The 21,860-nt window shown below is 63.8% G+C and carries 19 protein-coding genes and 2 pseudogenes; 7 read left to right on the top strand and 14 right to left on the bottom strand.

The genetic code is table 11. The annotated features are described in order from the left end of the window. Positions 1–11: 11 nt before the first annotated feature. The 10 genes and pseudogenes from purF to AC3EMP_RS14690 all read right to left on the bottom strand — a co-directional run bounded on the left by purF (position 12) and on the right by AC3EMP_RS14690 (position 12,189). Positions 12–1,522: pseudogene (purF, locus tag AC3EMP_RS14645) on the bottom strand (amidophosphoribosyltransferase). A gap of 103 nt (positions 1,523–1,625) precedes the next feature. Continuing rightward, the gene (locus AC3EMP_RS14650; protein ID WP_023711951.1) at positions 1,626–2,291 is read right to left on the bottom strand and encodes a CvpA family protein; all 666 of its coding nucleotides are present in this window, start codon (positions 2,289–2,291) and stop codon (positions 1,626–1,628) included. 48 nt (positions 2,292–2,339) lie between these two features. Continuing rightward, positions 2,340–3,743 (bottom strand): DNA repair protein RadA, encoded by a 1,404-nt coding sequence (radA, locus tag AC3EMP_RS14655; protein WP_023672716.1) that lies wholly within the window; start codon positions 3,741–3,743, stop codon positions 2,340–2,342. Positions 3,744–3,974: 231 nt separating this feature from the next. Next, on the bottom strand, positions 3,975–5,468 hold the full coding sequence (locus tag AC3EMP_RS14660; RefSeq protein WP_023672717.1) for a replicative DNA helicase: 1,494 nt from the start codon (positions 5,466–5,468) through the stop codon (positions 3,975–3,977). A gap of 220 nt (positions 5,469–5,688) precedes the next feature. Continuing rightward, positions 5,689–6,666: a small ribosomal subunit Rsm22 family protein gene (locus AC3EMP_RS14665; protein ID WP_352597503.1), complete on the bottom strand. Its 978-nt coding sequence runs from the start codon at positions 6,664–6,666 to the stop codon at positions 5,689–5,691. Between the two features lie 156 nt (positions 6,667–6,822). Continuing rightward, on the bottom strand, positions 6,823–8,172 hold the full coding sequence (locus tag AC3EMP_RS14670) for a cyclopropane fatty acid synthase (protein ID WP_352543812.1): 1,350 nt from the start codon (positions 8,170–8,172) through the stop codon (positions 6,823–6,825). A gap of 186 nt (positions 8,173–8,358) precedes the next feature. Beyond that, complete coding sequence (rplI, locus tag AC3EMP_RS14675; protein WP_023672721.1) at positions 8,359–8,946, bottom strand: 50S ribosomal protein L9; 588 nt, start codon at positions 8,944–8,946, stop codon at positions 8,359–8,361. Positions 8,947–9,212: 266 nt separating this feature from the next. Further along, positions 9,213–9,461 (bottom strand): 30S ribosomal protein S18, encoded by a 249-nt coding sequence (gene rpsR / locus AC3EMP_RS14680; RefSeq protein ID WP_006203718.1) that lies wholly within the window; start codon positions 9,459–9,461, stop codon positions 9,213–9,215. Further along, entirely contained in the window at positions 9,461–9,961 is a 501-nt protein-coding gene (rpsF, locus tag AC3EMP_RS14685) for a 30S ribosomal protein S6 (RefSeq protein ID WP_023672722.1), read from the bottom strand. The genes rpsR and rpsF overlap by 1 nt, the downstream gene beginning before the upstream one ends. A 299-nt stretch (positions 9,962–10,260) precedes the next feature. Further along, positions 10,261–12,189: an LTA synthase family protein gene (locus tag AC3EMP_RS14690; protein ID WP_352597504.1), complete on the bottom strand. Its 1,929-nt coding sequence runs from the start codon at positions 12,187–12,189 to the stop codon at positions 10,261–10,263. Between the two features lie 277 nt (positions 12,190–12,466). Between AC3EMP_RS14690 and fabD the strand changes: the two genes are divergently transcribed. From fabD to gmk, 7 genes are all read left to right on the top strand, one after another. After that, entirely contained in the window at positions 12,467–13,414 is a 948-nt protein-coding gene (gene fabD, locus AC3EMP_RS14695) for an ACP S-malonyltransferase (protein WP_352597505.1), read from the top strand. Positions 13,415–13,474: 60 nt separating this feature from the next. Continuing rightward, entirely contained in the window at positions 13,475–14,212 is a 738-nt protein-coding gene (gene fabG / locus AC3EMP_RS14700) for a 3-oxoacyl-[acyl-carrier-protein] reductase (protein WP_023705359.1), read from the top strand. Positions 14,213–14,433: 221 nt separating this feature from the next. Then, positions 14,434–14,670, top strand: a complete 237-nt coding sequence (locus tag AC3EMP_RS14705; protein ID WP_006203723.1) for an acyl carrier protein — start codon at positions 14,434–14,436, stop codon at positions 14,668–14,670. 34 nt (positions 14,671–14,704) lie between these two features. Further along, positions 14,705–15,967 carry a beta-ketoacyl-ACP synthase II gene (fabF, locus tag AC3EMP_RS14710; RefSeq protein ID WP_023731139.1) on the top strand — a complete coding sequence of 421 codons (1,263 nt, stop codon included), beginning with the start codon at positions 14,705–14,707 and terminating at the stop codon, positions 15,965–15,967. Positions 15,968–16,168: 201 nt separating this feature from the next. After that, positions 16,169–17,425, top strand: coding sequence for an endolytic transglycosylase MltG (gene mltG / locus AC3EMP_RS14715; protein ID WP_023715070.1), 1,257 nt, complete (start codon positions 16,169–16,171; stop codon positions 17,423–17,425). A gap of 262 nt (positions 17,426–17,687) precedes the next feature. Further along, entirely contained in the window at positions 17,688–18,578 is an 891-nt protein-coding gene (locus AC3EMP_RS14720; RefSeq protein WP_023743798.1) for a YicC/YloC family endoribonuclease, read from the top strand. 6 nt (positions 18,579–18,584) lie between these two features. Further along, complete coding sequence (gene gmk / locus AC3EMP_RS14725; RefSeq protein ID WP_023672729.1) at positions 18,585–19,259, top strand: guanylate kinase; 675 nt, start codon at positions 18,585–18,587, stop codon at positions 19,257–19,259. 33 nt (positions 19,260–19,292) lie between these two features. Here the strand turns inward: gmk and AC3EMP_RS14730 are convergent. From AC3EMP_RS14730 to pdxA, 4 genes and pseudogenes are all read right to left on the bottom strand, one after another. Continuing rightward, a pseudogene (locus AC3EMP_RS14730) lies at positions 19,293–19,585 on the bottom strand (type II toxin-antitoxin system RelE/ParE family toxin). Next, positions 19,582–19,887: a type II toxin-antitoxin system RelB/DinJ family antitoxin gene (locus AC3EMP_RS14735; RefSeq protein ID WP_023672731.1), complete on the bottom strand. Its 306-nt coding sequence runs from the start codon at positions 19,885–19,887 to the stop codon at positions 19,582–19,584. Before AC3EMP_RS14735 ends, AC3EMP_RS14730 begins: the two are co-directional and overlap by 4 nt. Before the next feature lie 68 nt (positions 19,888–19,955). Then, positions 19,956–20,792: a 16S rRNA (adenine(1518)-N(6)/adenine(1519)-N(6))-dimethyltransferase RsmA gene (rsmA, locus tag AC3EMP_RS14740; RefSeq protein ID WP_352710207.1), complete on the bottom strand. Its 837-nt coding sequence runs from the start codon at positions 20,790–20,792 to the stop codon at positions 19,956–19,958. Positions 20,793–20,830: 38 nt separating this feature from the next. Next, entirely contained in the window at positions 20,831–21,859 is a 1,029-nt protein-coding gene (gene pdxA / locus AC3EMP_RS14745) for a 4-hydroxythreonine-4-phosphate dehydrogenase PdxA (RefSeq protein ID WP_031202010.1), read from the bottom strand. Position 21,860: the final 1 nt, after the last annotated feature.

Consider the following 21,860-nt stretch of genomic DNA (forward strand, 5'->3'; position numbering starts at 1 on the left):
GCAGTTGGGCTTTACGCCCCGTTGTTCGCCAGCAGCGACAGCGTGCGCACATTGTCGTGGCCTTCGAAGTCGAGCAGGCGGGTCGGGTACTGGCCGGTGAAACAGGCGTCGCAGAATTGCGGCTGCTCATTGTCGCGGCTGGCTTCGCCGACGGCGCGGTAGAGCCCGTCAATGGTGAGGAAGCCGAGCGAATCGACACGGATGAACTCGGCCATTTCCTCGATCGACATGCGCGATGCCAAAAGCTTCGACTTCTCCGGCGTGTCGACGCCGTAGAAGCACGACGCGCTGGTCGGCGGCGAGGCGATTCGCATGTGCACTTCCTTGGCGCCGGCGTCGCGCACCATCTGCACGATCTTCTGGCTGGTGGTGCCGCGCACGATCGAAATCGTCGACCAACACCACGCGCTTGCCCTCGATCATCCGGCGGTTGGCGTTGTGCTTGAGCTTGACGCCCATATGGCGGATCGAATCGCCGGGCTGGATGAAGGTTCGGCCGACATAGTGGTTGCGGATGATACCGAGTTCGAAGGGGATGCCTGCCGCCTGGGAAAAGCCGATTGCCGCCGGCGTGCCGGAATCCGGCACCGGCACGACGATATCGGCATCGACCGGGCTTTCCTGCGCCAATTCGGCGCCGATACGCTTGCGCACTTCGTAGACATTGCGGCCTTCGACCGAGGAGTCCGGGCGGGCGAAATAGACATATTCGAAGATGCAGAAGCGGGTCTTCTGCGGCTCGAAGGGGAACAGGCTCTCGATGCCCTTCGAGGTCACCACGACCATTTCGCCGGGCTTCAGGTCGCGCACGAAGCGGGCGCCGATAATGTCGAGCGCGCAGGTTTCGGAGGCCAGGATCCAGGCGCCGTCGAGGTCGCCGAGCACCAGCGGGCGGATGCCGAGCGGATCGCGGCAGCCGATCATCTTCTTGGAGGTCATCGCAACCAGCGAGAAAGCGCCTTCAACCTGACGCACGGCGTCGATGAAGCGCGAATTCAAATCGCGTTCCTTGCTGGTGGCAACGAGATGCAGCAGCGTCTCGGTGTCGGAGGTCGACGAGAAGATCGCGCCCTGTTTCTGCAGCGCGCGCTGCACGGTCATGGCGTTGGTGAGATTGCCGTTATGGGCGACGGCAAAGCCGCCATCGGCGAGTTCGGCGAAGAAGGGCTGGATGTTGCGCATGCCGGCGCCGCCCGTCGTGGCATAGCGCGTGTGGCCGATGGCACGGTTGCCTTGCAGGCTGTCGATGACGTGCTGCTTGGTGAAGGTGTCGCCGATCAGGCCGACATGGCGTTCGACATGGAACTGCGTGCCGTCATAGGAGACGATGCCGGCCGCTTCCTGGCCGCGATGCTGCAGCGCATGCAGGCCTAGTGTGACGATGGCCGCAGCGTCCTGCCGGCCGAAAATGCCGAACACCCCGCATTCATCGTGGAAATGATCGTCTGCTTCGGCGGAAAGGACGTCGTCCGCGTCTGCCTTCGAAACTGCCATGGGGCTCAAGCTCCGCTAAAATGGCCATATAGTGCGATAGCACCGCGAAAGCAACGCACGTCGTGCGCCGTTCACACCATAGTCAGGCCGGAACTGCCGGGATGGCGCCTGTCAGGCACCATCCGTCCGTATCAGTTTGCCGGCGCGGCTGGGGCCGGAGCCGGAGCAGCGGGTGCGTTATCGGCCGGAGCGTCGGTCTCGTCGTCGGGCGCCGGCGTATCGTCACCGGTTGCCGGAGCATCCGCCGCCGGTGCATCGGCCGCCGGAGGCGTCTCGGCTGCCGGCTGATTCGGATTGAGCTTCTTCAGGATGGCGTTTTCCGGATCTTCGGGCAGCAGGCTTTCCAGCTTGGCGCCGATGGTCTCGAGCAGCGGCTTCGACTTGGCGTTGGCGATCCAGGCAGGGGCCTTGGCGCCGGCCAGCCAGTTGAAGAACAGCAGCGCCACGGCGACGACGAGGACGCCGCGCGCGGCGCCATAGAGGAAGCCCAGCGTACGGTCGAGCGCGCCGATCCTGGAATCGATGATCCAGTCGGCAAGCTTCATGGTGATGACGGAAACGACGATCAGCGCGATGAGGAAGACGATGCCGGCGGATGCCGCCATGGCGATCTTGTCGCTTTCGACATAGGGCTGAACGTAAGGCAGCACCGGCTTGTAGAAGAAGAATGCCGCCGCGGCGGCAGCCGCCCAGGACACGACGGACAGGATTTCGCGTGACAGGCCGCGAACCATGGCGAGCATCGCCGAGACCAGGGTGAAGCCGACGAGAATTCCGTCCAGCAGCGTAATCGGCATGTCTTTCGCCCCACTCAGATTGTCTTTTCACGGCTCGGGCGAGCCGCGTCAATCTTCCACGTCGACACGGCTGCGCCGTGAGCCGGCTATGCGTGCGACGAGATCGGCAAGTTCGGTCGGCTGGAAAGCGCCGGCCCCGATCCCCCCGACAACCTCCTCGCTGCCCAAGGGCAGAACCGCACTTCCAAAACCCAGCTTTTCGGCCTCTTTAAGGCGCTGCTGCGCATGCGCAACCGGCCTCACTGCGCCCGACAGGCTGATTTCGCCGAAATAGACGCAATCGGCGGGAAGGGCAAGACCGGTGAGCGACGAAACCAGTGCAGCGGCAACCGCCAGATCGGCCGCCGGCTCGGAAATCCGGTAGCCGCCGGCGACGTTGAGGTAGACATCGTGGGTGCCGAAGCGCACGCCGCAATGGGCTTCGAGTACGGCAAGGATCATCGACAGCCGTGCGCCGTCCCAGCCGACGACGGCACGGCGCGGCGTGCCCAATGTGGACGGCGCCACCAGCGCCTGGATCTCGACCAGCACCGGACGTGTGCCTTCCATGCCGGCAAATACCGCGGCACCCGGCGATTTTGCGTGGCGTTCGCCGAGGAACAGCTCCGACGGATTGGCGACCTCGCGCAAGCCCTTGTCCGACATCTCGAAGACGCCGATCTCGTCGGTCGGCCCAAAACGGTTCTTCACCGTGCGCAGGATGCGGTAGTGATGGCCGCCTTCGCCTTCGAAATAGAGAACGGCGTCGACCATGTGCTCGACGACGCGCGGACCGGCGATCTGGCCTTCCTTGGTGACATGGCCGACCAGCACGATGGCAGCACCGGTGGATTTGGCGTAGCGGATCATCGCTTGCGCGGAGGCGCGCACCTGGGTGACTGTGCCGGGCGCCGAGTCGGCCATGTCGGTCCACAGCGTCTGGATGGAATCGAGGATGACGAGGTCCGGCCTTCTGCCGTCGGCTATTGTTGCCAGGATATCCTCGACATTGGTCTCGGCGGCAAGTTCGACCGGCGTGTCGGCGACGCCAAGCCGCTGCGCCCGCAGCCGGATCTGTGCGACCGCCTCCTCGCCCGAGACATAGACGATGCGGTGGCCTTTTGACGCCAATGCTGCTGCGGCCTGGGTAAGCAGCGTCGACTTGCCGATGCCGGGATCGCCGCCGACCAGCAGCGCCGAGCCGCGCACGAAACCGCCGCCGGTGGCGCGGTCGAGTTCGCCAATGCCGGAGATGATCCGCGGCGCATCCTCGATGTCACCGGACAGGCTGGTCAGCACCACGGCGCGGCCCTTGCGCGCATTTCGCGTGTTGGCCGGTCCCGAGCCGATGCCGCCGGACGTGCCTTCCTCGACGAGTGTGTTCCACTCGCCGCAGGCATCGCATTTGCCGGCCCAGCGCTGATGCACCGACCCGCAATTCTGGCAGATGAACTGGACGCGCGATTTAGCCATCAGGCGCGGCCTGCTTCGAGCGTTGCTAGAAAGGCTGGTGGGGCACCACCCCCCTCTGGCCTGCCGGCCATCTCCCCCTCAAGGGGGGAGATCAGCAGCTTTGGTCTCGGCGCCCACCGTGCCACGTTGATAATTGGCGAAAGCCGACATGACATCCAATCTCCCCCCTTGAGGGGGAGATGTCCGGCAGGACAGAGGGGGGTGCGGAGGAATGAGGCCTTTCTCAACAGACTACTCGAACCTCTCCGCAATATGATGCTCTTCGGCGAGGTCGGAAAACCGTGTGAACTCGCCATGGAAGGCGAGGCTCACCGAACCTGTCGGGCCGTGGCGCTGCTTGGCGACGATGACTTCGGCCTTGCCGCGCATCTCGTTCATCTCGTGTTCCCACTTGATGTATTCGTCGGTGCCGGGCTTCGGTTCGCGGTTCTTCAGATAATATTCCTCGCGGTAGACGAACATCACCACGTCGGCGTCCTGCTCGATCGAGCCGGATTCGCGAAGATCGGACAGCTGAGGGCGTTTGTCTTCGCGGCTTTCGACCTGACGCGACAGCTGCGACAGCGCGATGATCGGAACGGAGAGTTCCTTGGCCAGCGCCTTGAGGCCGGTGGTGATCTCGGTGATTTCCTGCACCCGGTTCTGCGACGATTTCGCGCTCGACCCCTGCATCAGCTGGATATAGTCGATGACGATGAGGTCGAGGCCGCGCTGACGCTTCAGCCGCCGCGCCCGCGCCGACAGCTGCGCGATCGAGATACCGCCGGTCTGGTCGATGAACAGCGGGATCTTCTGCATGGTCTGCGAGCAGGCGACCAGCTTTTCGAAATCCATCTCTGAAATCTCGCCGCGGCGAATTTTTGACGACGAAATTTCCGTCTGTTCGGAAATGATGCGGGTGGCGAGCTGCTCGGACGACATTTCCAGTGAGAAGAAGCCGACGACGCCGCCATTGGCTGCCTTGAACGAGCCGTCGGCCTGTTGCGCCGGCTCATACATCTCGGCGATGTTGAAGGCGATGTTGGTGGCTAGCGATGTCTTGCCCATGCCCGGACGGCCGGCAATGATGATCAGATCCGACGCCTGCAGGCCACCCATGCGGCGGTCGAGATCGCGCATGCCGGTGGCGAGGCCCGACAAATGGCCGTCGCGCATATAGGCGGCGTTGGCCATGTCGACGGCGGTCTTGACGGCGTCGGTGAAGCTCTCGAAGCCGCCATCGTAACGGCCGGTTTCGGCCAGTTCGAACAGCCGCCGCTCGGCATCCTCGATCTGTTCGGACGGCGCCATGTCGACCGGCGCGTCATAGGCGATGTTGACCATGTCCTCGCCGACGGTGATCAGCGCCCGGCGCGTGGCCAGATCGTAGATGGCGCGGCCATAATCGGTGGCGTTGACGACGGTGACGGCTTCGACCGCCAGACGAACCACATATTGCGCCACCGTCATGTCGCCGACCTTCTCGTCGGCCGGCAGGAAGGTTTTCAGCGTGATCGGCGTCGCCACCTTGCCCATGCGGATGAGCTCGGCCGCGACCTCGAAGATTTTCCGGTGCAGCGGCTCGTAGAAATGGCCGGCCTTGAGGAAGTCGGAGACGCGGTAGAAGGCATCGTTGTTGACGAGGATGGCGCCGAGCAACGCCTGCTCGGCCTCGATGTTGTTCGGCGCTTCACGATAAAGCGGTTGCTGCTCCGCCACGCCGAATTTTCGCGCTGCCTCTGCCATGATGTCCCCGATTTTGATCCCGGCTTCTCGATATCAGAACGAGATAAATCGGTGCTGACCTTTCTGCATCACCGCACGACCAATCAACCTCGATGCCCGTTGTTCACAGGGGCGGCAAACCGTCCACAGAAGAGTGTTTCCGCGCCCCGATTCCGGTTGACTCAGAAAGGCGCTGACTTTTATCCGAGTCGTTGGAACAGAGCAAGAACAATCTCGGTGATTATCCGCTTCTTCCGTCCAATGTATCGCCCCAGTCCAGTCGCCGCGCTGCCTTGAACAGCTCGCCCTCGCGCTTGGTGAAAAGTGTCTCGCCGGCGCCGCCATCCGGCTGGCACAGTTTGAGCAGCACCTTGCCGGAGCCCGATTTCGGCGGCGCAATCACGCGCGGCTGACGTACAGGCGCGGGTTGCCGCGACGCCGCGACGTAGATGAATTTCTCGTCCTCCCACGGCACGTCGGCGTCTTTGGCCAGGCGATGCAGGCGCGAGCGGGCGACGCGGCGCGAAAAATGGCACCAGTCGGGCGGCTCAAGTGGGCAGGGCGCCTCATGCGGACAAGGCGCCAGCACATGCGCCCCGGCCTCCAGCAATTGCCTGCGCACTGCCAGGATGCGCTGCCAGCCTGCCGGTGTGCCGGGCTCGACGATCAGCAGTGTGTCGCCGGTCAAATGCCAGAGCCGGCCGACAAGCTTCGGCAGCGATGCTGGCGCGATCTCGTCCAGCACATAGGCGCAGGTGACGAGGTCGGCAGGCTTGAGATCGGCAAGGTCGATGGTCACGTCGCCGGCGCGCCAGTCCATCCTGGTGGCGATGGTATCAAGGGCGAGCGACTGGCCAACCTTGCGCACCGCGGCGCTTGCTTCAACCAGAACCGCCTCTTCGAGGTCGGGCCACAGGTCTGTAGTGGCCCAAAGCACCGTGCCAGGACCGGCGCCGACATCGAGCAAGCTCGTTGGCTGGAAATCGGGCCGCGCATAGGCGAGTTCGTCGAGACCGGCCCGTACCGCCGCGTAGGTCGCCGGCAGCCGCGTCGCCAGATAGGCTTTTACCGCCATCTCTTCGGCCATGTGCAGGCGGCCGTCGCGCAATTCGGCGCGGTAGCGGTCAGACAGCGTCTTCGCCGCCTGGCGCAGCACCGCCAGCGGTATCGTTTCGAGCAGGCGCTCGACGCCTTGTCGCAGCGAGGCGGGGAGTTCCACGCTCAGGCTCCGCGTGGCGCGAGCACCGAGGCGCCGGCGAACTCGACAAGGGTGGTGGCGATGGTGGGCAGGCAGGTCATTAAAAAGGTCTCGCGAGAACGAGACCTTTTTCAGTGTCAGAGCCGTCAATGGCAAGCGGCAATCGCAATCGAGGCGTTATTCGCGATCCGCCACCTTGCGACGGCGCGCTGGCTTGGCCGCAACGGACCTGACAGCAACGGACCTGGCAGGCACAGACCTGGCGACAGCAGGCTCGGCGGCCGCCGCCTCCTGACGATGCCCCATTTCGCGCATTTCGAGCGCCTTTTCACATTTGGCCATGTAGTCGCGCGTCATCGGCAGCGTGTCGTTCTTCTTGGCGATCTGGATCTGGAAGATCACCAGATCCTGCCAGCGGAAGGCGGCTTCCGAAGCCGCCAGATAGAACTCCCACATCCTGCAGAAGCGCTCGTCGTAGATGGCCTTGGCCTTGTCCCGGTTGGCGGCAAAGCGCTGGCCCCAATGCTTCAGCGTATCGGCATAGTGCAGCCGCAGAATCTCGATGTCGGTGACCACAAGGCCCGACTTCTCGATCGCCGGCATCACCTCCGACAGCGAGGGAATGTAGCCGCCCGGAAAAATGTACTTGCGGATGAAGGCGCTGGTCGCCCACGGCACGCCGGAGCGGCCGATCGTGTGCAAGAGCATGACGCCGTCGGGCTTCAACAACGTCGCCGACTTGTCGAAGAAAGTGCGGAAGTGGTTGACGCCGACATGCTCGAACATGCCGACCGAGACGATGCGGTCGAAGCGTTCGTTGAGTTCGCGGTAGTCCTTGAGGTCGAAATGCACGCGGTCCTGCAAGCCTTGCGCATGCGCCCGGTCGGTGGCGACGCCGTGCTGCTCGGTCGACAGCGTCACGCCTTGCACGTCGACATCGAAAGCCTTGGCGAGATAGAGGCCGAGCCCACCCCAGCCGGAGCCGATATCGAGCACGGTCTGGCCGGCCTTCAGCCTGAGCTTGGCGGCGATATGGCGTTTCTTGGCCATCTGCGCCTCGTCGAGCGTCATGTCCGGCTGTTCGAAATAGGCGCAGGAATACTGCATGTCCTCGTCGAGGAAGAGCCGGTAGAGGTCACCCGACAAATCATAGTGGCGCTGCACGTTGCGGCGCGCCCGCGATGCGGTGTTGATCTGCTGCAGGCGGCGAAAGGCGTGGCGAAGGCCCTCGATAGCCTTCGACCAAGTGGCGTCGATACCGCCGCTGCCCATGTTCTGGAAGGCGATGCGCATCATACCCAGTACGCCGCCCTCGATGATGTCGAGTTCGCCGTCCATATAGGCTTCCGGCACGGCCAGCATCGGATCGAAGGTAATGGCGCGCTCGGCATGCGCGGTCTTGATGTGCATATGCACCGGCTCGCCGCTGCCGTCGCCGAAAACCACTGTCGAGCCCTTCGGGCCGGTGACTTTCAGATTGCCCGTACGCACCAGGCGGTCGAGAACGCGTTTCAACAGAATATTCATCACCAAATGTCCCCTCACGGTCAGACTGGCGGACCAATTCTGCAACAATATATAGGGGTTCGAAAAGTTCCATTTGGCACAAAAATGCCCGGGCGAGAGGCCCGGGCATTGGTCCAGAAAGGCTGGATGACGAGGAAGTGATTGGAGCGCTGCTCCCCTCGCTTCCCGATCAGGCCCCGTGCGGGATCAGGCGTTGTCTTCTTCGCCGCCTTCGAACTCGGTGTTCGGGTCGAAGAAGTTCTCCGGCCGTGCGTTGTCGTTGATGTCATCGCCATAGATGGCTTCGGCGGTGGTCAGCGTCTCGCCCTTGGCCTGGCGCTCGGCTTCGTCGGCCGTGCGGGCGATGTTGAGGCTGATGGTGACCTCGACTTCCGGATGCAGCGCAATCGCCACATTGGTGACGCCGATAGTCTTGATCGGCTGGTTGAGCTGGATCTGGTTGCGGTTGACTGAGAACCCTTCGGCGGTCAGCAGGTCGGCGATGTCGCGGGTCGACACCGAACCGTAGAGCTGGCCTGTCTCGCCGGCCGAACGTACGGCGATGAAGCTCTTGCCGTCGAGCTTTTCGGCAACCTGGCTGGCTTCCGACTTGCGCTCGAGGTTGCGGGCTTCGAGCTGCGCGCGCTGTCCTTCGAACTTCTTCTTATTGGCTTCGTTGGCGCGCAGCGCCTTGCCCTGCGGCAAGAGGAAGTTGCGGGCAAAGCCGTCCTTGACCTTGACGGTATCGCCCATCTGGCCGAGGCGGGAAACGCGTTCGAGAAGAATCACTTGCATGGTCTTGTTCCTTCGTCTGGGCACCGACCGCGGGATCGGCGCCGAATTGAATGGAACAGGTCAGGAAGCTCTGAGCGCCTTGGCGCCGGTGTCGCTGTCCTGCCTGTCGCGGCAGTTAGAGGCTTTTCACCTCAACTCGGGATTTCAATGCACGTCGCCAAGAGTGGTCCCGGTTTTGGGACAACGACGTGCATCATCAAATTACCCCTGCGGCGCCCGTCGCCGTGGGAGAAGGAAGCAGGCGGCGAACCGCCCGCTCGAAAGTCTTAGCGAACCACGTAGGGCAGCAGGCCGAGGAAGCGGGCGCGCTTGATCGCCTTGGCGAGTTCGCGCTGCTTCTTCTGGCTGACGGCGGTGATGCGCGACGGCACGATCTTGCCGCGCTCGGAAATGTAGCGCTGCAGAAGACGCACGTCCTTGTAGTCGATCTTGGGCGCGTTGGCGCCGGAGAAAGGGCAGGTCTTGCGGCGGCGATGGAACGGGCGCCGGGTCGGGATCTGATTGATGTCGACCATTATTCTGCACCTCCTTCAACGCCTTCGCGCGGACGGCGCGGACCACGATCGCCACCGGCGTCGCCAAAAGAGCGCGGCGGACGATCGCCACGGTCGCCGCGGTCACGGTCGCCGAACGAGCGCGGACCACGATCGCCACGGTCGCGGTCGCCGAAGCCGCCGCGTTCCGAGCGCTCTTCGCGCTTCTGCATCATGGCCGACGGGCCTTCCTCATGCGCCTCGACCTTGACGGTCAGGAAACGCAGCACGTCCTCGGACAGGCCCATCTGGCGCTCCATCTCGTTGAGCGCTGCCGGCGGGCAGTTGAGGTCCATAAGCGTGTAGTAAGCCTTCCGGTTCTTGTTGACCCGGTAGGTGAGGGACTTCAGTCCCCAGTTCTCGACCCGGCCGACGGACCCGCCATTTGCGGAGATGACGCCCTTGTACTGTTCGACAAGCGCATCGACCTGCTGCTGCGAGAGGTCCTGCCGGGCAAGGAACACATGTTCGTATAGAGCCATAGTGGTTCAGTGCCTTTCTTCGTTTCTCTCCCGGATCCTCGCGGCAAAGCCTCTGCAACTTCTCTGACCCGCTGGTCCCGAGGGGGCGGGGAAGAAAGGAGCATTTCGAGACGGTCGAGAGCGGAGACACGGGAGGCGGAAGCGCTTCTGGCTTCACACGAAGGTTTTGGGTAAAACCTCCGGCCCTCCGTTCAGCCCCCAGCAAGGACCGGCAGATTGCGGGCGTCTATATAGCAAATTGGCTGGAAGGCAAGGGTAACGCATGCTCCGGACAGCGTCCTGGCGTCGCAGACCAGGCATCAACTCGTATGCGGGGTACCACCGTTGATCGTTTCGGGGAAGAAGTCCGGAGCCGCCTTACGCTTGCCGAACATCATGTCGTATTGCAGCAGGCGGAAGTCGTTGATCGCCGGATCGATGTCCTTCTGCCGCGCCCAGTCCGGCGTGGCCTCACCTGACGGTGTCAAAAGCAGATTGCGGTCGACGACGCGATAGCGTTCGCGCAGCGCGCCCAGGAAGCCGGTGTAGTAGGGGTGCGTGATCCCGGCCGTTGTCAGGATGTGGTAGGGCAGGAAGGCCGGGCTCACCGCGCCCATATCCTGCGCCGGACCGGTGCGGTTAGACCAGATGACCAGCGGCGTCTGATGATGCTCCAGTGCCGCCTCCGGCGTCGGTTCCTTGCGCGGCGCGACATTGTCCTTCAGGTAACCGGTTTCGACATAGACGGGGCCGAGCGGCGGCAGATGGTCGCCGAAGAAGGCGATGACCGTCGGCCGCTCGCGCTTCTTCGCCCATTCGATCAATCGTTCGAGGCCACGGTCGGCATCGGCGGAGCCTTCGGCGTAGCTGAGCAGCGATTCCCGCGCCCATGTGCTGATCGGTGCCGCGACCTTGTGGGTCGGATTGTAATAGCGGTACGGCTCGTAGGGACCGTGGTTCTGCAGGCTGACGGCGAAGAAGAACACCGGCCGCTCGCTGGCGTCGGCCTCTGCGATGATCTCGTCGGTCATCGACGCATCGGAAGCCAGCGGCCCGCGCTTTTCCAGTGGCGGCAGCGTCTCTTCCGAGCGGAATTCGTTGAAACCGAAATCGGCATAGACGGCGCCCCTGTTCCAGAACCAGTTGGTGCCCGGATGGATGGCGCGCGCCCGGTAGCCCTCGCTTTTCAGGAAGGTCGCCAGCGACGGCGTCGGCGTGCGCACATATTGCTGGTAGGGGATCGAGCCCGCCGGCAGGAAGGCATTGGAAAAGCCGGTCAGCGCCTCGAATTCGATGTTGGCGGTCATGCCGCCGAATTCCGGCGAGAACATATAGCCGGAACGCAGCGCCCGCACATTGGGGATCGGGTCAGGCGTGATTGTGACGCCGGGCAGCTTGGTCGGATCCCAGAAAGATTCGCTCATCACCACGATGATGTCGGGTTTCTCATCCGGTACCGAGGCCGCCACATCAGGCCTGTCGATCGCGTCGATCGCCTTGTCGGAATAGCCCGCCGGCGCCGAGACATGCGCCATCGGCACGTTGAGCGCGAAGGCCAGCGCAAACCCGTTGGAGGCGTAGTTCTCCTTCTGGTCCCACATGATCGGGATGATCTGCAGCCGGTCGCGGGTCCACGAGAAGGTGGCGTAGTCCATAATCGAGACGAAGAAGGCGAGCAGCGGCACTGCCAGCGTCAGCCGCGCCAGCCGCCCTTTGCGGCTGAGGATCGGAACCTTGCGGCGCCACAACCGCCAGCCATAGATCAGCAGCGACAGGCCGGCGACGATGCCGACCGCCATGGCGAGCGCCGTCCAGGGCCGTTCGCGCACCAGGAGCGGCATCAGTGCCATGATCTGGCGCGAATAAAGAAAATCGGTTGGGTAGAGTGGATCGCCGAGATAATGCGACTTCTGGTGCCCGACAAAGGCTAGCGCCAGCGTCAGCGGCGCCACGATCATCAGGCTCTGGTGACTGCGGCCAAGCACGGCGTCCAGTCCCATCAGCACCAATGCAAAGACAATGATGGTGGTCCAGCCCGGCTTGAATGGCTGCAGGAAGAAGTCGACTGTGCCGAAGAAGTCGCCGCGCACGATCCATTCGATGGCGAACACCAGGATGGCGGAGGCAAGCAGCGTGACCAGACCGTAACGGATGACCGGCCATCTGCGCCCCGGCAGGTAGCCGGTGGACGGATCGTCTTCCAAGAACTGTGGCGCGGGTACGGCCGCGCCCTTCCTGATCCTAGCCACGTCTCTTCCCCCGGCCCAAGCAACGCGCATTTCCACTCGCGCCACCGTTCTGTCATAGAACTGTCATGCAAAAGCTAGCGCCTGTGGCGAAAATAAGAAGAGCCAGCAAACGATTCGTGAGCGGTTTTCATCAGGTGTGATCGGCAAAAAGCCTTTGGGAACAGGGACTCGAGGTCAGCTCCGGTTCAAGCGAGAGCGGAAATGCCGCCTCCGGGCTTGACTTGACGGTCCGCCTTGCGTCACAGGCAGGAAAAATCAGCCGCTGGAGAGCGCCCAAATGGCCGTCGCATTCACCTTTCCGGGACAGGGCAGCCAGGCTGTCGGCATGGGCAAGGACCTCGCCGACGCCTTCCCCGAGGCACGCAGGGTGTTCGAGGAAGTCGATGATGCGTTGGGCGAAAAGCTGTCGAAACTGATCTGGGAAGGCCCGGAAGAGGCGCTGACCCTGACTGCCAATGCCCAGCCGGCGCTGATGGCGGTCTCGCTGGCGGGAATCCGCTCGCTGGAAGCGCGCGGCTTTTCGCTGAAGGACAAGGTTGCCTACGTTGCCGGTCATTCGCTCGGCGAATATTCCGCCCTTGCCGCGGCCGGTTTCGTTTCGGTCGCCGATGCTGCCCGGCTGCTGCGCATCCGCGGCAACGCCATGCAGGCGGCGGTGCCGGCCGGCGAGGGCGCCATGGCGGCGATCATCGGACTGGAACAGCCCGACGTCGAAGCCGCTTGCACCGAGGCCGCAACGGGATCCGGCAAGGTCTGCCAGATCGCCAACGACAATGGCGGCGGCCAGCTGGTGATCTCCGGCGCCAAGGCAGCGGTGGAACTCGCCGCGAAACTGTGCACCGAAAACGGCGCGAAGCGGGCGCTGATGCTGCAGGTCTCGGCCCCCTTCCATTCGGCGCTGATGGCGCCGGCGGCCGATGTCATGCGCGAGGCGCTGGCCGGGGTGACCAAGAATGCACCGGTGGTGCCCGTCGTCTCCAACGTCACTGTAGTCCCGACCAGCGACCCCGACGAGATCGCGCGCCGCCTGGTCGAGCAGATCACCGGCCGCGTGCGCTGGCGCGAAACGGTGGAGTGGTTCGGCGCCAATGGCGTCGCCACGCTGTTTGAGATCGGCGCCGGCAAGGTGCTTTCCGGCCTGGCGCGGCGGATCAGCCGCGACATCGCCACATCGGCCGTCGGCACGCCGGCCGATGTCGAGGCGGCGCTGGCCGCGCTTGCATAATCCACTGGCGATTCAACCCCTCCCGTGGGAAGGGTGTTCTCTTAAGATCAGGAGACGAAAATGTTCGAACTGACCGGCCGCAAGGCGCTCGTCACCGGCGCATCGGGCGGCATTGGCGAGGCGATTGCCCGGGTGCTGCATGCGCAAGGCGCCATTGTCGGCTTGCACGGCACCCGCGTCGAGAAACTGGAGACCCTGGCCGGCGAACTCGGCGACCGGGTAAAGCTGTTCCCGGCCAATCTTGCCGACCGTGACGAGGTCAAGGCGCTTGGCCAGAAGGCAGAAGCCGAACTCGAAGGCGTCGACATACTGGTCAACAATGCCGGCATCACCAAGGACGGCCTGTTCGTGCGCATGGCGGACGCGGATTGGGACAGCGTGCTGGAGGTGAACCTCACCGCCGTGTTCCGGCTGACCCGCGAGCTGACCCATCCGATGATGCGCCGCCGCCATGGCCGCATCATCAACATCACCTCGGTGGTCGGCGTCACCGGCAATCCTGGTCAGACCAATTATTGCGCCTCCAAGGCCGGCATGATCGGCTTTTCCAAGTCGCTGGCGCAGGAGATCGCCACCCGCAACATCACCGTCAACTGCGTCGCCCCGGGCTTTATCGAATCGGCCATGACCGACAAGCTCAACGACAAGCAGAAAGACGCGATAATGGCCGCGATCCCGACGCGCCGCATGGGCACGAGTGTTGAAGTGGCGTCGGCCGTCGCCTATCTCGCCTCCAACGAGGCAGCCTACGTCACCGGCCAGACCATCCATGTCAACGGTGGCATGGCCATGATCTGACAGGATATTGCCGGGTGATAAGAAGACATGGCCGGCTTGTGAAAAGAGACCATTTCGCCTTGGACCTCAGCCATTTTTCGTGTAATGCGGCCCGCAACCCGGCGGTTCGGGCAAAAACCGGTCCGGCATCGTTGCGTTTCCGGCAGGACCATCTTTCAGCTTGATTAGCGGCATTCTGCCCGCTAACGAAGACAGACAAACAAAAGACGAGGATGCCCCAAATGAGTGACACCGCAGAGCGCGTCAAGAAGATCGTCATCGAACATCTTGGCGTCGATGCCGACAAGGTGACGGAGCAGGCGAGCTTCATCGATGATCTGGGCGCGGACAGCCTCGACACGGTCGAACTCGTCATGGCCTTCGAAGAAGAGTTCGGCGTCGAGATTCCGGACGATGCGGCCGAGACCATCCTGACCGTCGGCGATGCCGTGAAGTACATCGACAAGGCTTCGGCCTGACACTATCCGCAGTCATCACCGGGGAGGACCTGCGATGAGGCGTGTCGTCGTCACGGGCCTTGGCCTGGTTTCGCCGTTCGGCATGGGCTTCGAGCACAGCTGGAAGGAACTTCTGACCGGCCGCAGCGCCGCCAAGCGCGTCACCGAGTTCGAAGTGGAAGATCTTGCCTGCAAGATCGCCCACGTCATTCCGCGCGGTGACGGCACCAACGGCACGCTCAATCCCGAAGCCGTGCTCGAGCCCAAGGAACTGCGCAAGATCGGCGACTTCATCCTTTACGGGATTGCGGCCGCCGACGAAGCGCTGAAGGATTCCGGCTGGGAGCCCAGCACCGAAGCCGAGCGCTGCGCCACCGGCGTCATGATCGGCTCCGGCATTGGCGGCCTCGAGGGCATCGCCGAGAACGCTATCATCCTGAAAGAGCGCGGACCGCGCCGTATCAGTCCATTCTTCATTCCCGGCAACATTATCAACCTGGTATCTGGCCAGGTATCGATCCGGCATGGGCTGAAAGGCCCCAACCACGCCGTCGTCACCGCCTGCTCGACCGGCGCGCACGCCATTGGCGATGCCGCCCGGCTGATCATCTTCGGCGATGCCGACGTGATGCTGGCCGGCGGCGCGGAATCGCCGGTGACCAGACTATCGCTTGCCGGCTTCGCTGCTTGCCGGGCACTGTCCACCGACCGCAACGACACGCCTGAGAAGGCCTCGCGTCCCTATGACCGCGACCGTGACGGCTTCGTGATGGGCGAGGGCGCCGGGGTCGTCGTGCTGGAAGAACTCGAACACGCCAAGGCGCGCGGCGCCAAGATCTATGCCGAGGTCACCGGCTACGGCCTGACCGGCGATGCCTATCACATCACTGCACCGGCCGAAGACGGCGACGGCGCCTTCCGCTGCATGACGGCGGCGCTGAACCGGGCCAGGCTGACGCCCGCCGACGTCGACTACATCAACGCGCACGGCACCTCGACCATGGCCGACACGATCGAACTCGGCGCCGTCGAGCGGCTGGTCGGCAACGCCGCCTCGAAAATCTCGATGTCGTCGACCAAGTCGTCGATCGGCCATCTCCTGGGTGCCGCGGGTGCCGCCGAGGCGATCTTTTCGATCCTCGCTATCAGAGACAACATCGCGCCAGCCACCATCAATCTTGACAACCCGGAACGCGAAACCGCGATCGACCTTGTTCCGAACACGCCACGGCATCGCCAGGTCGACGTGGCGCTGTCCAACTCCTTCGGCTTCGGCGGCACCAACGCTTCGCTGGTATTCCAGCGTTATACAGGCTGATTGCGGTATCGACCGGCGCGCCAGCGGTCTGTCGTCAATTTTGCCATATTCAAGCCTACTCTGCCGCTGGGGATTCGTCGCATCGGCCTGAAACCGAAGGCGCTTTTTTAAAAGCACGATGCGTAGGCTTGAAATGTTAGGGCACGCTGTGAGTCCAATCGGGCGCATGGTCGCTCTAAGAGATCAGATGGTAGGGCGCTAATGAACACCAATCCGGGCGGCAGCGGACAATTCGGACAAAACCAGCAGACCGGCCCGATCGTGCCGAAGACCGCGGCCGAAGCTTTGCGCCCGGAAGCCGGCACACCACCACCAAAGCGCTCGCGCGCCTCGCGCAGCCAAGTCGTCGTGTTCATGAACTTCGTCATCTCCGCGGTGATGTTGATGATCCTCGCCGCCGGCGTTTCGCTCTATTTCGGCAAGCAGGCATTCAACGAACCGGGCCCGTCGGTGGCCGGCGACACCTTCCTGGTCAAGCCGAGCACCGGCGTCCAGGATATTGCCGACCAGCTCGAACGGCGTGGGCTGATCAGCGATGCCCGCATCTTCCGCATCGCCGTGCGGGTCTATGGCAATGATTCAGCGCTGAAGGCAGGCGAATACGAGATAAAGCCGCGCGCCTCCATGCGCGACATCATGGAGCTTCTGAAGAGCGGCAAGTCGGTGATGTATTCGCTGACCATTCCCGAGGGCCTGACGGTCGAGCAGGCGCTGCAGCGCATCGCCGAGCAGGATGCGCTGACCGGCGACATGCCGGCCGCCAAGCCGGCTGAGGGCAGCCTCGCCACCGACACGCTGCGCTTTACCCGCGGCGCCACGCGCCAACAGATGGTCGACAAGCTGCTCGCCGACCAGAAGAAGCTGGTCGACGAGGTCTGGCAGCGGCGCGCGCCCGACCTGCCTCTGGCCAATGTCGACGACTTCGTCACCTTGGCCTCGATCGTCGAAAAGGAAACCGGCCGGGGCGACGAGCGCTCGCGCGTTGCCGCCGTCTTCCTCAACCGTCTGGCCAAGGGCATGCGGCTGCAATCCGATCCGACCATCATTTACGGCCTGTTCGGCGGCAAGGGCAAACCCGCCGACCGGCCGATTTATCAATCTGACATCCAGAAACAGACGCCTTACAACACCTATCTGATCAACGGCCTGCCGCCGACGCCGATCGCCAATCCCGGCCGCGCCGCGCTCGAAGCCGTCGCCAACCCGTCGAAGACCGATGATCTCTATTTCGTCGCCGACGGCACCGGCGGCCACGTCTTTGCCACCACGCTTGCCGAGCACAATGAGAACGTTGCCCGCTACCGGGCACTGCAGAAGAAGCAGGCTGAAGACGCCGCCAAGGGCGCCAAGACTCCGGGCCAGACCGATGCGCCGGCGGATGGCGACGACAACGGTGACGCAAGTGGCGATGCCGCCGGTGACAGCGGTGATGCCGGCGATACGGGTGCCGCCCAGTAGCAGGCCGGCGCTTTCAGACGGATCGACCTTAAGCGATGCGGACAGAGGCGGACGCGCTGCTGCTTTGAACGAGTAGCGGGGTTCGAAGCGTTTTCGGTCTTGCTCGGGTGCCTCTGCTTCTCGATTTCAGCCCAGCGAGATCGAAACGACAGCGGAAATCAAGATCTTGCCGGTATTGCGATTCTGACATTCGCGCTGCCCGTGATATCGAACGCATGCGCAATTGTTAGAATCGGACCATCAGGGAGACACGAGCCGCATCATGAATTTGCAGAGCATGACCGGATTTGCACGCACTGTTGCCGAACATGACGGCGCCTCGATCGCCTGGGAGGTCAAGTCGGTCAACGGCAAGAGCGTCGAGGTCAGGTTGCGGCTGCCGCAAGGTTTCGAGCGGCTCGAACCGACTGTGCGGCAGACGCTGCAGAAGCGCTTTTCGCGTGGCAATTTCCAGGCGACGCTGACCGTCGGCCGCGCCGCCGGCCAGCAGGCGCAGCCAGTGGTCAACGAAGCCTTCCTCAGGGATCTGGCGGGCTTGGCCAAGCGGCTGCAGGACCAGTTCGGTGTTGGTCCGGCAACTGCCGACGGTCTGCTTTCCCTGCGCGGCGTGCTCGATATCCCTGAAACCAGCGAAACCGAGGAGGTGCGGGCAGCACTCGACGCGTCAATCCTGTCCGCGCTGGAAACGGCGCTTACAGGCCTCGAGCAGGCACGCCAGAGCGAGGGCGAAGCGCTGCGTTCGCTGCTTTCCGGCCATATCGACGCCATCGAGGCGTTGACGCTTCAAGCCGAGGCCGACCCGTCGCGCGAACCGGCGGCGATCCGCGAGCGGATCGCCGAACAGGTGCGGCTGCTGATGGATGCGTCGGCCAACCTCGATGCCGGCCGGCTGCACATGGAAGCGGCGTTCCTGGCCACCAAGGCCGATATCCGTGAAGAGATCGACCGGCTGAAGACGCATGTGACGTCGGGCAGAGCGCTGCTGGCAAATGGCGGCGCCATCGGCCGCAAGCTCGATTTTCTGGCGCAGGAATTCAACCGCGAATCGAATACGCTGTGTTCCAAGTCGAACGCCGCCACTGTCACCGCCATCGGGCTGGAACTGAAGGCGGTGGTCGACCAGTTTCGCGAACAGGTCCAGAATCTGGAGTAAACCCGAATGGGTGGCAAGGAGCCGATGGTTGCCAGGGATCTCGGATCCCGCATTCGCCGCCGCGGGCTGATGCTGGTTCTGTCGTCGCCGTCGGGCGCCGGCAAGTCGACGATCGCGCGCAACCTGCTGGAAAGCGACGGCAGCCTGGAATTATCGGTCTCGGTCACCACCAGGCCACGCCGCGGCTCGGAGATCGAGGGCGTCCACTATCACTTCCGCACCACGCGCGAGTTCGAGCGGCTGCGCGATTCCGACGCGTTGCTCGAATGGGCCGAGGTGCACGGCAATTGCTACGCGACGCCGCGCGAGCCGGCCGAACTGGCGCTGGCGCAGGGCCGTGACATGCTCTTCGACATCGACTGGCAAGGCGCCCAGCAGCTCAAGGAGAAGATGCGCGCCGACATCGTCTCGATCTTCATCCTGCCGCCGTCGATGAAGGAATTGAAGTCGCGCCTCAAGCGCCGCGCCGAGGACCAGGAGCACGTGATCGAGACCAGGCTGAAGAACGCCCGCAACGAGATCGAGCACTGGAAGGAATATGACTTTGTCATCGTCAACGACGATCTCGACCGCGCCTTCGCCGAAGTGCGTGGCATCGTGACGGCGGAAAGGCTGCGGCGCGACCGCCGGCCCGGGCTGTTCGATTTCGTCTCGGGGTTGCTGGACGAGAAGACGGAATAGCTCGTCCACCGCTGGCAATCTAAATTAGCCGCATCAGCTGCCTGGCAGATCGTCCGGCCAACGCTGCGCTCCGTGAAGCACGCGCAGGATTCGAATCGTGCTGTTGGTCAGCTGATAGGCCGCGACATATGGCGTGCCGACGATGACGATCTCTCGTGTCCCTGCAAGCCTGCCGATCCGGCCGCTTTGGGGAAGGTCCCGAAGACGGTTGATTGCGGCGACGATCCGCTCATCGGTGGCGATCGCGGCCGCAGGATTGTCGGCCTCGATATGCGCGAAGATGCCGTCGCGATCTGAAGCGCGAATGGCGACCAGACGATCTTCAAGATTTAGGTTCACCCGAACGCCGCGCCGCGGCGCGTCTCTCGGCAAAATGCGCCTCGACTTGATCATCAGGAATGTCTTGTCGGGTGTCGTCGAGCGCTTCGCGAACCTTGGCGCGAAACCATAAATCATACGCCTCGTTGTTTGTGACGAGATCGATGGGCAGCGCACCCTCGTTGGCGGTTCGGGTGAGCAATATCCGCACCGCATCCGAGACCGTCAGCCCCATGCTTTCGAGCACCGCCGAAGCTCGATCCCGGATGTCGGCGTCGATACGCGTCTGGACCAGTGCATTTGCTGGCATGGCAATCTCCTTCGCCGTCAATGTAATGCGTTTGAATGACGATTGCTAGGCGGCGCTAGCGCCGCCGGTCAAACCGCGTTTGTCAGCCGCACGAATTCCTCGACGCTGAGCGTCTCCGCACGCCGGGTCGGATCGATGCCGGCGCGCGTCAGCAGTGCCTCGCCACCCAGGCTCTTCACGCTCTGCCGCAGCATTTTCCGGCGCTGGCCGAAAGCGGCTTCGGTGACGCGACCGAGTTTTTTCACGTCGGTTGACAAAGGGCTGGCGCGCGGCACCAGATGCACCACCGAGGACGTTACCTTGGGTGGCGGCGTGAACGCTTGCGGCGGCACGTCGAAGGCGATCCTCGCCTCGGTCCGCCAGCCCGCCAGCACGCCGAGCCGGCCATAAGCATCGCTGCCGGCACCGGCGACAATGCGCTCGGCCACCTCGCGCTGGAACATCAGCGTCATTGATTGATAGAAGGGTGGCCAGTCCGCCACGGTCAGCCAACGGATCAACAGCTCGGTGCCGATATTGTAGGGCAGGTTGGCGGCAATCCTCACCGGGCCGTCTTGTGACGCGGTCTTGGCAAGAGCGGCAAAATCCGTCTTCAGCGCATCGCCGCTGATCACCTCGAGCCGGCCCGGATAGTGGTTGGAGACCTCGGCCAAGGCCGCCAGGCAGCGTTCGTCGCGCTCGATGGCGACGACGCGACGGGCACCGGCAGAGAGCAGCGCCCTGGTCAGCCCGCCGGGGCCGGGGCCGACCTCGATCACCGTGCTGTCGCTGAGGTCGCCGGCGACCCGCGCGATCTTGCCGGTCAAATTGAGGTCGAGCAGGAAATTCTGGCCAAGCGCCTTCTTTGCCTGCAGTCCATGGCGCTCGATCACCTCGCGCAGCGGCGGCAGCCCGTCAATGCTCATGAATTTTGGGCTCATGATTTGGGCTCATGATTTTTGGCTCATGCAGCTGCGGGCTTTGCGCCGGTATCGGCCAGCCGGCGGGCCAGCTTCAGCGCCGCGATCAGGCTGTCGGGACGTGCGATGCCCTTGCCGGCGATGTCGAAGGCTGTGCCGTGATCGGGCGAGGTGCGGATGAACGGCAGGCCAAGCGTGACGTTGACGGCCTCGTCGAAGGCCAGCGCCTTGGCCGGGATCAACGCCTGGTCATGATACATGCAGACCGCCACGTCGTAGCCGGCGCGGGCGCGCGCATGAAACATCGTATCGGCCGGCAGCGGCCCGAAGGCATCGATGCCTTGCGCCCGCAACATGTCGACCGCAGGACGAATGATGCGCTCGTCCTCTGTCCCCATGGCGCCGCTTTCGCCGGCATGCGGATTGAGGCCGGCAAGCGCGAGCCTCGGCCTGGCGATGCCGAAACGGCGTGCAAGATCGCCGGCGGTGATGCGCGCGATGGCAACGATCAGCTCCGTCGTCAGCGTCTTCGGCACCTCGGCCAGCGCGATGTGGATGGTGACCGGAACGGTGCGCAATTCGGGGCCGGCGAGCAGCATCACCGGCGTCACCGTGCCGCCGGTGTGGAGCGAGGCCAGATGCGCCAGATATTCGGTGTGACCGGGAAAGCCGAAGCCGGCATCGTAAAGCGGCTTCTTGGCGATCGGGCAGGTGACGACCGCGGCCGCGTGACCGGCAAGGCAGTCGGCGACGGCGCGATCGATGGCCTCGATGATACCGGCGGCATTGGCCGGGTCGGGCCGGCCGGGATCGTCGGTGAAGTGGGCCGCCAGCGGCACCACGGGCAAGGCGTGTTGAAAGACACCAGCTGCTTGGGCCGGCACCGTCTCGGCGATTGCCACCGCCGCGCCGAGCCGGCGCGCCCGCGCGGCAATCAGCGCCGGATCGGCGAGAAGATAGAAGGGCGCGGCACCGGAACCGCGGGCGCTCTGCCACGCGGCAATGGCGATTTCCGGACCGACGCCGGATGGATCGCCGACGCTCAGCGCCAGCGGAAGCTCTGTCTCATGCACG

The sequence above is a fragment of the Mesorhizobium sp. P160219 genome (genome assembly GCF_057786095.1).

What these genes read in the sequence shown, in the direction of transcription:
- AC3EMP_RS14650 (WP_023711951.1), bottom strand. Translation starts at nt 2,291, where the DNA reads ATGCCGATTACGCTGCTGGACGGAATTCTCGTCGGCTTCACCCTGGTC.
- radA (WP_023672716.1), bottom strand. Translation starts at nt 3,743, where the DNA reads ATGGCTAAATCGCGCGTCCAGTTCATCTGCCAGAATTGCGGGTCGGTG.
- AC3EMP_RS14660 (WP_023672717.1), bottom strand. Translation starts at nt 5,468, where the DNA reads ATGGCAGAGGCAGCGCGAAAATTCGGCGTGGCGGAGCAGCAACCGCTT.
- AC3EMP_RS14670 (WP_352543812.1), bottom strand. Translation starts at nt 8,172, where the DNA reads ATGAATATTCTGTTGAAACGCGTTCTCGACCGCCTGGTGCGTACGGGC.
- rplI (WP_023672721.1), bottom strand. Translation starts at nt 8,946, where the DNA reads ATGCAAGTGATTCTTCTCGAACGCGTTTCCCGCCTCGGCCAGATGGGC.
- rpsR (WP_006203718.1), bottom strand. Translation starts at nt 9,461, where the DNA reads ATGGTCGACATCAATCAGATCCCGACCCGGCGCCCGTTCCATCGCCGC.
- rpsF (WP_023672722.1), bottom strand. Translation starts at nt 9,961, where the DNA reads ATGGCTCTATACGAACATGTGTTCCTTGCCCGGCAGGACCTCTCGCAG.
- fabD (WP_352597505.1), top strand. Translation starts at nt 12,467, where the DNA reads ATGGCCGTCGCATTCACCTTTCCGGGACAGGGCAGCCAGGCTGTCGGC.
- fabG (WP_023705359.1), top strand. Translation starts at nt 13,475, where the DNA reads ATGTTCGAACTGACCGGCCGCAAGGCGCTCGTCACCGGCGCATCGGGC.
- AC3EMP_RS14705 (WP_006203723.1), top strand. Translation starts at nt 14,434, where the DNA reads ATGAGTGACACCGCAGAGCGCGTCAAGAAGATCGTCATCGAACATCTT.
- fabF (WP_023731139.1), top strand. Translation starts at nt 14,705, where the DNA reads ATGAGGCGTGTCGTCGTCACGGGCCTTGGCCTGGTTTCGCCGTTCGGC.
- mltG (WP_023715070.1), top strand. Translation starts at nt 16,169, where the DNA reads ATGAACACCAATCCGGGCGGCAGCGGACAATTCGGACAAAACCAGCAG.
- AC3EMP_RS14720 (WP_023743798.1), top strand. Translation starts at nt 17,688, where the DNA reads ATGAATTTGCAGAGCATGACCGGATTTGCACGCACTGTTGCCGAACAT.
- gmk (WP_023672729.1), top strand. Translation starts at nt 18,585, where the DNA reads ATGGGTGGCAAGGAGCCGATGGTTGCCAGGGATCTCGGATCCCGCATT.
- AC3EMP_RS14735 (WP_023672731.1), bottom strand. Translation starts at nt 19,887, where the DNA reads ATGCCAGCAAATGCACTGGTCCAGACGCGTATCGACGCCGACATCCGG.
- rsmA (WP_352710207.1), bottom strand. Translation starts at nt 20,792, where the DNA reads ATGAGCATTGACGGGCTGCCGCCGCTGCGCGAGGTGATCGAGCGCCAT.